Raw genomic sequence first — 14,455 nt, 5'->3', positions numbered from 1 at the left:
GCGCGCGCCGAAGCGTCGTGCATGCACGGCGCCAGGCCGAGCACACGCCGCGGCCAGGAGGCGGCGGCCACGAGCTCCTGTGCGCAGGCGTGCAATCGGCCCCAACGGCAGCGTCACCCAGGGGGCCGCTGCTAGGGTCAAGGGTCGATCTCGCGAAAGGGAAGAGATGTCGGAAGGGCTCCGGGAGCGCAAGATGCGCGCGTCGCGGCGCGCCATGGAGCGCGCGGCGGTCGACATCGCCTACGAGGAGGGTGTCCGCGCCGTCACGGTCGATCGGATCTGCGAGCAGGCGATGGTCTCCCGCAGCACGTTCTTCAACTACTTCGCCTCGCTCGAGGAGGCGATCTTCGGCTCGCCGCTCGACTACGACCCCGACCTGACCGGGCGGATCCTCGGTGAGCACTCCGACGACCTCGTACTGGGTGCGTCCCTGGTCGTCATGGAGTCGGTGCGCGGCCAGACGGAGGACACCGTCACGCAGCGCCGGCTGGCGCTCTTCCTGCGGGAGCCGGGGACGACCAGTGCCGTCTCCTGGGCGAGCCACGAGAGCCGCGAAGGGCTGGTCAGGGTGATCGAGAAGTGGCTCGAGGCCCACCCGGAGGACGCCAAGCTGGCGGAGGCGGACCGGGCCGCGGAGGCTCGCCTCACCGTCGGCCTCTCGATCGCCCTCGGCGACGAGGTCCAGCGGCACGCCCGCGAGGTCGACGGCGAGGTCACCATCGAGCCGGAGACGTTCGTCGTCGTCCGCCGCCAGATGGCGGCGGTCGCGACCGCGCGCAGCTGACCACCGAGCGCCGTCAGGCGCTCACCCAGGGATAGCCGGCGAAGAGCCGCTCCAACGTTGCCCGCTGGCGTGGCGAGTGGGGCGCGAACTCCGTCAGCTCGAGCCGGCGCTGACCGGCCCGGCCGCTGCGGGTCCACGTCCCGACGACCCGTCCATTGCGGACCACCGACTTCTTGAAGACGCCGTTGTTGCCCGGCACCAGCGCGGCGTGCTCGTCGTCGGTCATCGCGAAGAGACGGTCGGCATAGCCGAGGACCCACTCGTCGAAGCCCGGCAGCAGCAGCGGGGCCGCGGTCGTACGTCCCAGCGCGGCGGCCTCCTCCAGCAGTCCGGGTCGCCAGTAGCGCGGCTCACCGGTGGCACTCGCGACGTCGCTCGCAGCATCGCTCGCAGCGTCGCTCTCCAGGTCGGTCTCGACCAACGGCAGGGCGGCCCGGATCTCCTTGAGTCCCAGCTTGGTCCACCACGCGAAGTCCCGGATCGTCGCCGGGCCGTGGCTGGTCAGGTAGCGGCGCAGCATCTCGGCGGTGGCGGCCACCCGGTCGGAGTTGAAGCGCGCCTCCAGGGTCCCGCCGGCGGGCAGCCATTCCCGGGCGATCGCCACGTCTTGGTCGGTCCCGTTCCAGGGGCCGTAGACCAGCGTCACCTCCCCCAGCAGCACGAAGAGGGCGTGGTAGCCGCGACCACCGGTCGGCGAGAGCCCGGCGGCGTCCCAGCGCGCGAAGAGGTCCGCCCGCGAACGGGGGCCGTCGGCGAGGAAGGCCAGCGACACCTCGCGGGCCCGGTCGAGGTCGGCGTCGGTCAGCTCCAGCTGGCGGCGGCGGGCGGCGGCCGCCCGCAACGAGGGGGCGGCGCAGAGCTCGGTCGTCCAGGTGACGTCGTCCGCCGACTGGAGGAAGACGGTGCCGCGCATGGGATAGCCGCGCACGAGCCGGCCGGCGTCGAGGTCGGCGACGACGTCCGCGACCCGGCCCGAGGTCGTACGCAGCGCGGCCGAGGCGAGCACGCCGGGCAGGTCCTGTCCCTGCATCGCGACCGAGGCGGCAACGGCGTCGACGGGACGGGCGTACGGGCGCGTCACCAGACCCTGCGCGACCAGGCGCAGGCGTCCGAGCGTGGGGTCGGGCATGGGGTCAGTATGGCGACGGACGGGGGCCGAGGACGACCACAACGCGGCCCCTTGGGGTCACCAGGTGACTCGAAGGGGCCGCGTTGTTGGGGTGCGGACGGTGCAGCGCGCCGGTCGCCCGGGCGGAATCAGACCCGGCGGAAGAGCGCCGCCAGCGCCTGGCCGCCACCGATGCACATGGTCACGATGCCCGTCTCCAGGTCACGGCGCACCATGTCCTTGGCGAGGCGGACGGTGAGGATCGCACCGGTCGCGCCGACCGGGTGGCCCAGCGCGATGGCCCCGCCGTAGGGGTTGACCTGCTCCGGCGTGAAGCCCATGTCGCGGCGTACCGCCACGGCCTGCGAGGCGAACGCCTCGTTGAGCTCGACCGTGTCGACGTCGGACGCCTTGAGACCGGCCTTCTCCAGCAGCTGACTGATCGCACCGCAGGGGGCGTAGCCCATCAGCGCCGGGTCCATCGCGAAGGTGGTGACGGCCTCGAGGGCGACCAGCGGCGTCAGTCCGCGCTCGGCGGCGGCCGACTCACGCGCCAGGACGACGGCGGCCGCGCCGTCGTTGATGCCCGAGGCGTTGCCCGCGGTGACCGAGCCGTCCTTGCGGAAGGCCGGGCGCAGGCCGGCGAGCGTCTCGACCGTCGTCTGGGGCTTGGGGTGCTCGTCGACCTCGACGGTGAACGGCTTGCGGCCCTTCACCTCGACGGGCACGATCTCGTCGGCGAAGGCAGCCTTCGCCTCGACGGAGGCGGCGCGACGCTGCGACTCGGCGGCGAACTCGTCCTGCTCGGCGCGCGAGACGCCGTACTTGTCCGCGACGTTCTCGGCGGTGACGCCCATGTGGATGCCGCTGAACGGGTCCGTGAGCATCAGGACGGTGCCGTCCTGGAGCCCACGGTCACCCAGCCGGTAGCCGTTGCGGGCACCGAAGTCGTAGAACGGCATCCGCGACATCGACTCGTTGCCGCCCGCCACGGTGAAGTCGAGGTCGTTCCAGCGCATCTGCTGCGCGGCCGACCAGATCGCCTGGAGGCCGGAGCCGCAGAGGCGGTTGACGGTGAAGGCAGGCACGCTCTCGGGCAGTCCGGCGGCGATGGCGACCCGCCGCGCGTTGTAGGCGTCAGGGCCGACCTGACCGATGCAGCCGGTGACGACCTCCGAGATGTCGGAGCCCTCCACTCCGGAGCGCCGCAGTGCCTCGACCGTGGCGGCGGCACCGAGTTCGAAGCCGGGGACGTCCTTGAAGACGCCGCCGAAGCTGCCGGTCGGCGTACGGGCTCCGTCGACGACGACGATGCGGTCGGTGGACATGCAGGGCTCCTTGGGGTCGGCGGACAGCACAGTGACGTTACAGCGAGGCGCCACGCAGGAGGAGAGGTGTCACGGGTGGGTCCAGTCACACCCCCGGCCAGCACGCGTGGCCCGGCGCTCAGTCGGTGAGGTGGTGCACGACCTCACCCATCGGCGCGCGCGAGGTGCGGAAGGCGTTGACGGGGTCCTCGGCGTCCTCATAGCCGAAGGAGACCGCGCAGACGACGCGGCGGTCCTCCCCGAGGTCGAGGAAGTCACGCACCACGTCGGAGTACATCGCGATGGCCCCCTGGGCGATCGACCCGACGCCGGCCTCAGCGAGCAGCAACATCAGGACGGTGAGCCAGCCGCCGGCGTCGACGGCGCCGTACGTCCCCAGCTCGGCGTCGGTGGTCAGCACCAGGACGTGGGGGGCGCCGAAGAAGTCCAGGTTCTTGGCGGACTGCAGGAACCGCGCCTCGCGGTCGCTGCGCTCGATCCCGAGCGCGGCGTAGAGCGCGTAGCCGGACTCGCGGCGACGCTCGGCGTGCACGCCGGTGTAGGTGGGCGTGCCCAGGTCGTAGCCCTGCTCCCCGTCCTGCCCCTGCCCCAGCGCCGACTCCACGAGCGCCTTCGAGAAGCGGTCCCGGGCCCCGCCGGAGAGCACGTGCACCTGCCACGGCTGGGTGTTGCACCACGACGGCGAGCGCTGGGCCTTGGCGAGCACGTCGTCGATGACCTCCCGCGGGACCTCACGGTCGGTGAAGGCGCGGGCGCTGTGACGGTGGGCGAGCAGGTCGGTGAGCGTGGTGGAAGCAGTGGGGGGCACGGCCCCAGTCTGGACCATGCCCCCACACCCGCCTCCCCACCGTGGCCCCGTTCCGAGGGCCGGTGGATCAGTTGTACGTGTAGAACCCGCGGCCGGTCTTGCGGCCGAGCAGGCCGGCGTCGACCATGCGGTTGAGCAGCGGCGGAGCCGAGTAGAGGGGCTCCTTGAACTCGGCGTACAGCGACTCCGCGACGGCCTTCGTGGTGTCCAGACCGATCAGGTCGGCCAGGGCGAGCGGGCCCTGCGGGTGGGCGGCACCCAGCACCATGCCGCGGTCGATGTCCTCGGCGGAGGCGAAGCCCGACTCGAACATCCGGATCGCCGAGAGGACGAACGGGATGAGGAGCGAGTTGACGACGAAGCCGGCGCGGTCCTGGCAGTCGATGGCCTGCTTGCCGAGCTGGCCCTCGACGAAGGCGCGGGCCTGCTCGGTGACGTCCGGGTCGGTGACGATCGACGGCACGAGCTCGACGAGCTTGAGCACGGGCACCGGGTTGAAGAAGTGGATCCCGATGACCTTCTCGGGGCGCGAGGTGACGACGCCCAGCTTCATGATCGGGATCGAGGAGGTGTTGGAGGCGAGGATCGCGTCGGGGCTCTCGACGATCTTGTCGAGGTCACGGAAGAGCTGGGTCTTGATCTCCTCGTCCTCGATGATCGCCTCGATCACGAGCTCACGGTCGGCCATGACGGCGAGGTCGGTCTCGAAGCGCACCTTGGCGAGCACGTCGGCGGCCGAGTCGATCTTGCCCTTGCTCTCGGCGCGCTCGAGGGACTTCGTCATGCGGCCCTTCGCGGCTTCCGCTGCAGCGGCGCTCGACTCGACCACGATCACGTCGAGACCTGCGCGTGCGCTGACCTCGGCGATGCCCGACCCCATCAAGCCGCCACCGACGACTCCGACCTTCTGCATGCGCTTGCCTTCCGACGTTGGAACTGAGTACCGTGGGAAACGGTACTCAGTACCGGCCGGTAACTGAAATCTCGGCCCCCTACGCTGGGCCCCGAGCCACAGCTCCGCCCACAGCCCCGCCACGCCTCGACCCAAGGACGGTCCTACCGCCATGTCCACCCGCGCCCGCATCGTCGACGCCGCCTTCTCGCTCTTCGACGAGCAGGGATTCGAGGAGACCACCGTCGACGACGTCGTCGAGCGCGCGGGAGTCGGGCGTACGACGTTCTTCCGCCACTTCCGCGCGAAGGAGGACGCGGTCCTCCCCGACCACTCGGGCCTCTTGGGGCAGGTCGAGGAGCGGCTCGCCGAGACTGACCCCCTCGACGTACGCGTCACCGAGGCGGCACGCGTGGTCCTCGACCACTACCTGGCCGAGGGCGAGCGGGCGCGGGTGCGCTACCGGCTCTCGGGCAACGTGCCCGCGATCCGCAGCCGCGAGACCGCCGGCCACCGGGCCTACCAGCGCTCCTTCCTGGCCGCGATCAGCGCCGAGCTGGGCGAGGGACCGGACGCCGAGCTCGAGGCGGAACTGGTGGCCAACGCGGTGATCACGGCCCACAACGTCGTGCTGCGACGGTGGCTGCGCGGCGACACCGAGACACCGACGGCGGAGTTCGCCCGGGCCCTGGCCCGGGCGACCGAACCGCTACGGGCGGGGAGCGATGCCACGGCCGCGCCGGGCGGAGCGGCGACCGTCGACCGCGCCCTGGTCGAGTCGGCGCGCCGAAGCATCGCGACCCTGGAGGAGCTCCTCACGTCGTTGCGCCGCGTCGCCGGTTGACGAGGCTCAGTAGACCTCGAACGCCCGTCGTCGCGGCGGGCGATCGAGCGCCACGGCGGCCAGCGCGCCGCCGAGGGCGCCGAAGAGGTGGCCCTGCCAGGAGACGCCCGGCGTGCCCGGGATGACGCCCCACAGGATCGATCCGTAGACGAGGAAGATCACCACGCCCAGCGCGATCTGCCACGGGTTGCGGCTCACGAAGCCGCGCACGACCAGGTAGACCAGCCAGCCGAAGACGAGCCCGGAGGCTCCGATGTGCAGGGTGCCGAGGCCGCCGGTCAGCCAGGTGCCGACCCCACCGACGAGCCAGACCGTGACCGTGACGGCGATCCACTTCGAGATGCCGGCCAACGCCACCAGGAAACCCAGCACCAGCAGTGGCCCGGTGTTCGCCATCAGATGGCCGTAGCCCCCGTGGAGCAGGGGCGCGAAGAGGACGCCCATCAGCCCATCCGTGCTGCCGGGCTGGATGCCGGAGGCGTCGAGCCGGTTGGCCATCAGGTGGTCGAGGAACTCGAGCAGCCACAGCACCCCGACGAAGCCGCCGCTGCAGAGCGCTGCCACCTGCCAGCGCGGGCGCTCACGGCGGCGGGGCTCGAGGTCGTAGTAGCCGCTCACGCTCCCCACCGTACGGGGGCGGGCCCACCTCGCGCCCGCCGCGTACGACTCGCCGGGAGCGCGCGAGCCAGCCCGCGCCAGCGGCAGCTCGGGACGCCGCACCGATCGCTACCCTTCCCCCATGCCCGCCGCACGGTCCAGCGACCCTCGCCCAACGAACCGCCGCGACCCGATCACCGAGGCTCGCCGCCAGTGGGAGGCTCACGGCTGGGCCGAGGCCGCCGACGGGATGGAGCTGGTCACCTCACTGGTCCGGGCGCACCAGCTCGTGATGGAACGGATCGACACGGTGCTCCGTCCGCTCGACCTGAGCTTCGCGCGCTACGAGGTGCTGCGCCTGCTCTCCTTCACCCGCGACGGTGCGATGCCGATGACGCGGTTGGGGTCCCTGCTCCAGGTGCACCCGACCAGCGTCACCAGCGCGGTCGCGCGCCTGGTCAAGCAGGGGTACGCCACCCGCGAGCGCGGCGCCCACGACGGACGCGTGGTGCTCGCCTCGATCACCGAGACGGGGCGCGAGGTGATCGAGCAGGCCACGCAGCGACTCAACGCCGAGGTCTTCGCCTCCCCCGGGATCAGCCCCGAGGAGACCGCGCAGCTGACCGCGCTCCTCGGGGCGTTGCGCCGCGCTGCCGGTGACGACGTGGCACCCTCCGCGACCCAGTAGCGCGGGGCGGCACCCCTTCCGCAAATTGCTTGGACGTCCTACTATTCACTTACTAGGACATCCACACTTCTCGGAGCACCCATGGCCAGCCCCACCCCGACCGCCCCGGCCCTCGGGCTGCACGTGCCGCAGCACCCGGTGCGACTCGTCACCTCGTCCAGCCTCTTCGACGGTCACGACGCCTCGATCAACATCATGCGGCGGATCTTCCAGGCCCAGGGCTGCGAGGTCGTCCACCTCGGCCACAACCGCTCCGTCGACGAGGTCGTGGCCGCCGCCCTCGAGGAGGACGCCCAAGGAGTCGCCGTCTCCTCCTACCAGGGCGGTCACGTCGAGTACTTCAACTACCTCGTCGAGCAGCTGCGCGCCGCCGGCGCTGGCCACGTGAAGGTGGTCGGCGGGGGTGGTGGGGTGATCGTGCCCGAGGAGATCGCCCTGCTCGCCGAACGCGGCGTACGCATCTTCTCCCCCGCCGACGGCCAGCGCCTCGGGCTGGTCGGCATGGTCAACACCGTCGTCGCCGACTGCGACGTCGACCCGTGGGCCCTCGCCCCGGCCGAGGTCACGCAGGTGCTCGCCGGCGACCGCGCCGCCGTGGCGCGGGCCCTCACCGGCGCCGAGACCGGCCAGCTCCCCGCCGCCGACCTGGCGTCCCTGCGGGAGGCGGCCGACACGCGCCGGGTCCCCGTCCTGGGGATCACCGGCACCGGCGGCTCGGGCAAGTCGAGCCTCACCGACGAGCTCGTACGCCGCTTCCGCCGCGACCAGGGCGACCGGCTACGGATCGCCGTGGTTGCGGTCGACCCCACGCGCCGCCGCGGGGGTGGGGCGCTGTTGGGCGACCGGATCCGGTGCAACGCCCTCGGGCCGGCGGTCGACGGTCAACGGCGGGTCTTCTTCCGCTCGCTGGCCACCCGCGGCTCCCACGAGGTGCCCGAGCACCTGGCCGACGTGATCACGGTGCTCAAGGCGTCAGGGGCCGACCTGGTGATCGTCGAGACCCCGGGCATCGGGCAGGGCGACGCGGCGATCGTGCCCTTCGTCGACACCTCGCTCTACGTGATGACGCCCGAGTTCGGCGCCGCCTCCCAGCTCGAGAAGATCGACATGCTCGACTTCGCCGACGTCGTCGCCATCAACAAGTTCGAGCGCCGCGGGGCCGCCGACGCGCTGCGCGACGTGGCCCGCCAGCTCGTGCGCAACCGCGAGGCCTTCGGCGTCCCTCCCGAAGAGATGCCGGTCTTCGGCACCAGCGCCGCCACGTTCGACGACGACGGCGTGACGGCGCTCCACCAGCACCTGCGCCCCCTGCTCGCCGGGCACGGGCTCGACCTGCGCGAGGGCGCGCTGCCGCGGGTCGACGTACGCCACTCGTCGCGGCTGCGGCAGGTCGTGCCGGGTGACCGGGTGCGCCACCTGGCCGAGGTCGCGCAGACCGTACGCGCCCACCACGCCGAGACCGAGACGCTCGCCGAGGCAGCGCGTCGTGCGCAGCGGCTCGAGGCGGTGGCCGCCGAGCTCGACGGCCCCGCGCAGAAGGAGGTCGCCGACCTCGCCGCGGCCGCCCGTGAGGCCCTCCCGACTGCGCTGCGCCACCAGATCGAGGAGTGGCCGGACGTGGTCGCCTCCTACTCCGGCGACGAGCGCGTGGTGCGGGTGCGCGACCGCGAGATCCGCACCCGGCTGGTGCGCGAGTCGCTCTCGGGCAGTGCGGTGCGGCGGGTCAGCCTGCCGCGTACGACCGACCACGGCGACCTGGTCCGCTACTGGCGCCGGGAGAACCTGCCGGGGCACCACCCCTTCACGGCCGGCGTCTTCGAGTTCAAGCGCGAGGGCGAGGACCCGACCCGGATGTTCGCCGGCGAGGGCGACCCCTTCCGGACCAACCGGCGCTTCAAGCTGCTCGCCGGTGACGGCGAGGCCACCCGGCTCTCCACGGCGTTCGACTCGGTCACGCTCTACGGCCGCGACCCCGATCCGCGCCCCGACGTCTACGGCAAGGTCGGCACCTCGGGCGTCTCGGTCGCGACGCTGGAGGACATGAAGGCGCTCTACGACGGCTTCGACCTGGTCGACCCCACGACCTCGGTCTCGATGACCATCAACGGGCCGGCGCCGACGATGCTCGCCTTCTTCCTCAACACCGCGATCGACCAGCAGGTGGAGCGGTTCCGCGAGCGCGAGGGGCGCGCGCCCGACGCCGCCGAGCGGTCGGAGCTGGCGGCGTACGCCCTCGCACAGGTCCGCGGGACGGTCCAGGCCGACATCCTCAAGGAGGACCAGGGTCAGAACACCTGCCTCTTCTCGACCGAGTTCAGCCTGCGGATGATGGCCGACATCCAGGAGTGGTTCATCGAGCACGAGGTGCGCAACTTCTACTCGGTCTCGATCTCCGGCTACCACATCGCCGAGGCCGGGGCGAACCCCATCAGCCAGCTCGCGTTCACCCTCGCCAACGGGTTCACCTACGTCGAGGCCTACCTCGCGCGGGGCATGGCGATCGACGACTTCGCCCCGAACCTGTCGTTCTTCTTCTCCTCCGGCATGGACCCCGAGTACACGGTGCTCGGTCGGGTCGCCCGGCGCATCTGGGCGATCGCGATGAAGGAGAAGTACGGCGCGAGCGAGCGCAGCCAGAAGCTGAAGTACCACGTGCAGACGTCCGGACGCTCGCTGCACGCCCAGGAGATGGCCTTCAACGACATCCGCACGACGTTGCAGGCGCTGACGGCCGTCTACGACAACGCCAACAGCCTGCACACCAACGCCTACGACGAGGCGGTGACGACGCCGAGCACGGAGTCGGTGCGCCGGGCGATGGCCATCCAGCTCGTCATCAACCGCGAGTGGGGGCTGGCGATGAACGAGAACCCGCTCCAGGGCTCGTACGTCGTCGAGGAGCTCACCGACCTCGTCGAGGCGGCGGTGCTCGCCGAGTTCGACGCGATCAGCGAGCGCGGCGGGGTGCTCGGCGCGATGGAGACCGGCTACCAGCGGGGTCGGATCCAGGACGAGTCGATGCTCTACGAGCACCGCAAGCACGACGGGTCGCTGCCGCTCGTCGGGGTCAACACCTTCCTGCCGCCCGACGGCGGTGGCGGGCCGGGCCCGGTCGAGCTGGCGCGCGCGACCGAGACCGAGAAGGAGTCGCAGCTGGACCGCGTACGCCGCTTCCGCGAGGCCCACGCCGAGGAGTCCGAGGCTGCCCTGGCACGGCTGAAGGAGGCGGCCACCGGCGACGGGAACGTCTTCGCCGTGCTGATGGACGCGGCCAGGGTCTGCACGCTGGGTCAGGTCACCCAGGCGTTCTTCGAGGTGGGCGGGGAGTACCGGCGCGGCGTGTGAGGCTCAGACGCTGCGGCTCAGACGTAGGGCAGCACGTCGCGCCCGAACGTCTCCAGGAACGCCACCTGGTTGACGCCGACGTGGTGCACGAAGACCCGGTCGAAGCCGAGGTCGAGGTAGGCCTTGATCTCGGCGAGGTGGACGGCCGGGTCGGCGCTCACGGGGAGCCGGCCCGGGAAGTCCTCGGGGCGGACGAGCCGGGCGATCTGCTCGACCACGTGCGGGGAGCGCAGGTCACCGCGGGCGAAGCGCATGGCCGCCATCGGGTAGCGCTCGACGACGCCAGCCGCAGCCTCGGCGTCGGTGGCCGCCCAGCTCACGTTGAGGTGGAGCCAGGCCGGCATGGTGGAGGCGTCCTTGCCGACCTCGCGGGCACCCTCGCGGAACCGCTCGAGCACCTGCGCGGCCTGCGCGGGCTGCACGGCGACGGCCAGCAGGCCGTCGGCCTGGCGTCCGGCACGGCGCGCGGTGACCGGGCCGGAGGTGGCGACCAGCACGGCAGGAGCCCGCTCGGGCATGGTCCACAGGCGGGCCGACTCCAGCTGGAACCGCTCGCCCTCGTAGCGGACGTCGCGCCCCGCGAGCGACCCGGCGAAGAGCCGCTTGATCAGGTCAACCGCCTCGAAGAGCCGGGCGATCCGCTCGGGCGCCTCCGGCCAGTAGCCACCGGTCACGTGCTCGTGCAGCGCCTCACCCCCAGCCAACGAGAGCCAGTGGCGCCCGGGGTGCAGGGAGCCCAGCGTGGCGGCAGCCTGGGCGATCGCAGCGGGGTGCTGGCGCCCGCCGGCGGCCACCATGCCGGCGCCGAAGTCACCCGTGACGTGCTCGGCCAACGCACCGAGCAGCGGCCAGACGTTCGGGGCCTGCCCCAGGCTCGGCAGCCACGGCTGGAAGATGTCGGAAGCCATCACGCCGGAGAAGCCGGCCTGCTCGGCCATCCGGGCAAGGTTGACGGCGTCGCGCGGAGTCACCGCGTCGACCGGCACCACGTAACCCACGCGACCCACGACGACCTCCTCGTTGCTGTGTGTGGGGAGTCTAGGGCGACGCGACCGGCCGTCAGGACGGCAGTTCCGGCTCAGCCCTCCGACCTCACGCGGGCGAGCTGGCCTGACTCCCCTGCGCCCGGGGCGTGGTGGCGCCCGAGGGCGAGAAGGCGATCAGGGGGCGACCGGTCCGGGGGTGCGTCATCACGTCGGCCCCGACGCCGTACGTCTCCTCGACCAGCTCGGCGGTCAGCACCCGACGTACGTCGCCCACCGCGCGCACCCGGCCGCCGGCCAGCACCACGACGTGGTCGCAGTAGGCAGCGGCGAGGTTGAGGTCGTGCAGCGCAGCGACGACGCTCACCCCCGTCGCGGCCACCTCGCGCAACAGGCCGAGGGTGTCCATCTGGGCGCGCACGTCGAGGTGGTTGGTCGGCTCGTCGAGCAGCAGCAGCTCCGGCTCCTGGGCCAGGGCCCGCGCCAGCTGGACGCGTTGCTGCTCACCGCCCGAGAGGCTGGAGAGCAGGCGGTCGCCCCAGTCGGCCACGCCGGCACGCGCCATGGCCGCGTCGACCAGCCCGGGGTCGGCCGAGGCGACGGCCCAGCCGGACTCGTGCGGGATCCGTCCCAGGCCGACGACCTGGCGCACGGTCAGGCTGAACTCGGCGCGCAGCTCCTGCTCGACCAGCGCCATCCGCCGGGCGCGTTCGCGGCGCTTCAGCCCCAGCAGGTCGACCCCGGCGAGCACGACCGACCCGGTGGCGGCCCCGCGGTCAGCGACCCCGGTCATGGCGCGCAGCAGGCTCGACTTGCCGGCACCGTTGGGTCCGACGAGCGCCACGACCTGGCCGGCCGGCACGGTGAAGGCGGCGTCGTCGAGCAGCACCGCGTCACCGACGCGGCGCGAGAGCCCGGAGACGCTGAGCTCGCGGCTCATGCCCGGCCCCGGTGGCGCAGCAGGACCAGCACGAAGACGGGAGCCCCGACAAGCACGGTGATGATGCCGACCGGGATCTCGCGCGGGTCGAAGAGCGTGCGGGCGGCGGTGTCGACCCAGACCATGAAGATCGCGCCGCAGAGCACCGAGAGCGGCAGCAGCCGGCGGTGGTCGAAGCCGACGACCAGGCGCACGGCGTTGGGGAGGACCAGGCCGACGAAGCCGATCGAGCCACTCACCGCCACCATCGCGCCGGTGAGCAGGGCGGTGGCGACCAGCAGCACCCAGCGCGTACGCCCGACGTCGACCCCGAGCGCGGCGGCCGCGGTGTCGCCGAAGGCGAAGGCGTCCAGGACGCGACCGTGCCGGGCCAGCGGGAGGCCGACGACCACGAGCACGGTCCAGGTCAGCGCGACCGCACCCCAGTCGGCGCCGGCGAGCGAGCCGAGGATCCAGTTGAGGACCTGGCGGAAGGAGTCTCCGCGCGCGTTCCAGAAGATCAGCAGGGAGGTGAGGGCACCGGCGAACGACGAGACCGCCAGTCCGGCCAGCACGGTGCGGCTCGGGGTGATCTCGCCGAGGCTGCGGGCGAGCAGCAGGGTCACCACCAGCGCGGCCAGGGCGCCTGCGAAGGCCGCGACCGGCAGCGCAGCGGCGACCCCGAGCAGCAGGACCAGCACCGCGCCGGTCGAGGCGCCCGAGGAGAGGCCCAGCAGGTAGGGGTCGGCGAGCGGGTTGCGGGTCAGCGCCTGCATGACCGCGCCGGCCAGGGCCAGGCCCCCGCCGACCGCAGCGGCGGTGAGCACCCGCGGCAGGCGCAGCTCCCACACGATGCCGGTGCGGATCAGGCTGACGTCGGAGTCGACGAGCCCGACCTTGGCCCCGACGACCTGCCACACCTCGGCGACCGTGAGGTCGGCGGCGCCGATGGTCACCGCCACCGCGACCGAGGCGAGCAGCGCCCCCAGCAGCAGCGGCACCCACAGCACCCAGAAGCGGGCGTCATCGTGGTCGGTCCTGCGGACGACCGGAGGGGATGACGCCCGTGAGGGAGCGGGGCTCAGCAGGGGCATCAGGTCACTCCACCAGACCCAGGTCGCCTGCCTGGGCGACGAGGTCGGCGGCCGCGCCGACGGAACGGATCCCGGCCTCGGCGGCCGGGAACGGGATCGTCAGGTAGCGCTTCTCCCTGACCGCCGTCATCGCCGCGGTGGCCGGGTTGGACTCCAGGTCCTCGATCTTCTGGGCGGCGGTGTTCCAGGCCGCGTCCACCAGGACGATGACGTCGGGGTCGGCGTCGACGATCGCCTCCCAGCCCAGCGAGGTCCACGTCTTGTCGACGTCGCCGGCGACGTTGGTGAGGCCGACCCGCTCCATCACCATCTGCGGCGCACCGGTGCCGCCACCCACGAAGGGGGTGTCGACGCCCGAGGACCACCACACCGCCGTGGTACCGCGGGGGACGCGGCCCACCTCCTCGAGGGCAGCCCGCTGGCGCTCGACCAGGTCCTCGGCGGCCTCGCTGGCGCCGAGCAGACGACCGGCTTCGGTGAAGTCGTCGAAGAGCAGGTCGTAGGTCATCTGCTCGGGCGCCTCGGCGCTCTGGCAGGCCGAGGGGGCAACGTACGAGGCCACGCCCAGCTTGGCGAGGGTGTCGCGCTCGCCGGCGGTGTCGGCAGCGAGGTTGGACTCCCACCCGGCGAAGACCAGGTCGGGCTCCCGCTCGAGGACGGCCTCCTGGCTCGGCGCCTCGTCGGAGATCCGCTCCAGCCCGGCCACGGTCTCGGCGTCGGCGAGGTCCTCGCGGATCGGTCCGTCGAGGAAGGCGGTGCCGACCAGACGGTCGCCGAGGCCGAGGGCCAGGACCAGCTCGGTCGTCGTGGACTTGATGGTGACGATGCGCTGGGGTGGCGAGGCAACGGTGACGTCGACGCCACAGTTGCTGACGGTGACCGGGAAGTCGTCGTCCGTGGCCGCGACGGGGTCGGTCGCGGGGTCGGACGAGCAACCGGCGAGCAGGGCGCTGGTCAGGAGAAGGGCAAGGAGCCCGGAACGGGGGCGGGGCACGGATCCTCCAGAGGGTGGACGGGGGCAGGGCAAGACATCCACGGCCAGTCGCCGCAGAAGGTCCTTCGCCC

At 72.4% G+C, this 14,455-nt stretch carries 13 protein-coding genes; 4 read left to right on the top strand and 9 right to left on the bottom strand.

Going from position 1 to position 14,455, the window contains the following annotated elements; all coding sequences use genetic code 11:
* Positions 1-166: 166 nt before the first annotated feature.
* The gene (locus FCL41_RS17225) at positions 167-784 is read left to right on the top strand and encodes a TetR/AcrR family transcriptional regulator (RefSeq protein ID WP_212723023.1); all 618 of its coding nucleotides are present in this window, start codon (positions 167-169) and stop codon (positions 782-784) included.
* A 13-nt stretch (positions 785-797) separates the two neighbouring features.
* Here FCL41_RS17225 and FCL41_RS02565 read toward each other — a convergent pair whose 3' ends face one another.
* The 4 genes from FCL41_RS02565 to FCL41_RS02550 form a co-directional block, all read right to left on the bottom strand.
* Positions 798-1,913 carry a winged helix DNA-binding domain-containing protein gene (locus FCL41_RS02565; RefSeq protein ID WP_137064108.1) on the bottom strand — a complete coding sequence of 372 codons (1,116 nt, stop codon included), beginning with the start codon at positions 1,911-1,913 and terminating at the stop codon, positions 798-800.
* A gap of 128 nt (positions 1,914-2,041) precedes the next feature.
* Complete coding sequence (locus FCL41_RS02560) at positions 2,042-3,220, bottom strand: thiolase family protein (protein WP_137064109.1); 1,179 nt, start codon at positions 3,218-3,220, stop codon at positions 2,042-2,044.
* 118 nt (positions 3,221-3,338) lie between these two features.
* Positions 3,339-4,028: a nitroreductase gene (locus tag FCL41_RS02555; protein WP_239021736.1), complete on the bottom strand. Its 690-nt coding sequence runs from the start codon at positions 4,026-4,028 to the stop codon at positions 3,339-3,341.
* A gap of 67 nt (positions 4,029-4,095) precedes the next feature.
* Complete coding sequence (locus tag FCL41_RS02550; RefSeq protein ID WP_137064111.1) at positions 4,096-4,941, bottom strand: 3-hydroxybutyryl-CoA dehydrogenase; 846 nt, start codon at positions 4,939-4,941, stop codon at positions 4,096-4,098.
* A 151-nt stretch (positions 4,942-5,092) separates the two neighbouring features.
* Between FCL41_RS02550 and FCL41_RS02545 the strand changes: the two genes are divergently transcribed.
* On the top strand, positions 5,093-5,764 hold the full coding sequence (locus tag FCL41_RS02545) for a TetR/AcrR family transcriptional regulator (RefSeq protein ID WP_137064112.1): 672 nt from the start codon (positions 5,093-5,095) through the stop codon (positions 5,762-5,764).
* 6 nt (positions 5,765-5,770) lie between these two features.
* Here FCL41_RS02545 and FCL41_RS02540 read toward each other — a convergent pair whose 3' ends face one another.
* Positions 5,771-6,484, bottom strand: coding sequence for a rhomboid family intramembrane serine protease (locus FCL41_RS02540; protein WP_239021735.1), 714 nt, complete (start codon positions 6,482-6,484; stop codon positions 5,771-5,773).
* A gap of 19 nt (positions 6,485-6,503) precedes the next feature.
* Between FCL41_RS02540 and FCL41_RS02535 the strand changes: the two genes are divergently transcribed.
* Both FCL41_RS02535 and icmF read left to right on the top strand, forming a co-directional pair.
* Positions 6,504-7,049 carry a MarR family winged helix-turn-helix transcriptional regulator gene (locus FCL41_RS02535; protein ID WP_137064113.1) on the top strand — a complete coding sequence of 182 codons (546 nt, stop codon included), beginning with the start codon at positions 6,504-6,506 and terminating at the stop codon, positions 7,047-7,049.
* An 81-nt stretch (positions 7,050-7,130) separates the two neighbouring features.
* Complete coding sequence (gene icmF / locus FCL41_RS02530) at positions 7,131-10,394, top strand: fused isobutyryl-CoA mutase/GTPase IcmF (RefSeq protein ID WP_137064114.1); 3,264 nt, start codon at positions 7,131-7,133, stop codon at positions 10,392-10,394.
* Positions 10,395-10,411: 17 nt separating this feature from the next.
* On the opposite strand, the gene FCL41_RS02525 is transcribed toward icmF, so the two are convergent.
* The 4 genes from FCL41_RS02525 to FCL41_RS02510 all read right to left on the bottom strand — a co-directional run bounded on the left by FCL41_RS02525 (position 10,412) and on the right by FCL41_RS02510 (position 14,384).
* Positions 10,412-11,401: a TIGR03557 family F420-dependent LLM class oxidoreductase gene (locus FCL41_RS02525; RefSeq protein ID WP_137064115.1), complete on the bottom strand. Its 990-nt coding sequence runs from the start codon at positions 11,399-11,401 to the stop codon at positions 10,412-10,414.
* An 85-nt stretch (positions 11,402-11,486) separates the two neighbouring features.
* A complete protein-coding gene (locus FCL41_RS02520) occupies positions 11,487-12,317 on the bottom strand; it encodes an ABC transporter ATP-binding protein (RefSeq protein WP_137064116.1) in 831 nt (276 codons plus the stop codon).
* Positions 12,314-13,390 (bottom strand): putative F420-0 ABC transporter permease subunit, encoded by a 1,077-nt coding sequence (locus FCL41_RS02515; RefSeq protein WP_137064117.1) that lies wholly within the window; start codon positions 13,388-13,390, stop codon positions 12,314-12,316. The genes FCL41_RS02520 and FCL41_RS02515 overlap by 4 nt, the downstream gene beginning before the upstream one ends.
* Positions 13,391-13,394: 4 nt before the next feature.
* Positions 13,395-14,384, bottom strand: a complete 990-nt coding sequence (locus FCL41_RS02510; protein WP_212723024.1) for a putative F420-0 ABC transporter substrate-binding protein — start codon at positions 14,382-14,384, stop codon at positions 13,395-13,397.
* Positions 14,385-14,455 lie beyond the last annotated feature (71 nt).

Origin of the sequence: Nocardioides jishulii (genome assembly GCF_006007965.1) — a bacterium.
Classification (GTDB): domain Bacteria; phylum Actinomycetota; class Actinomycetes; order Propionibacteriales; family Nocardioidaceae; genus Nocardioides; species Nocardioides jishulii.
Note: the sequence above shows the minus strand (reverse complement) of the source record. Positions and strands in the feature narration are given on the sequence as shown.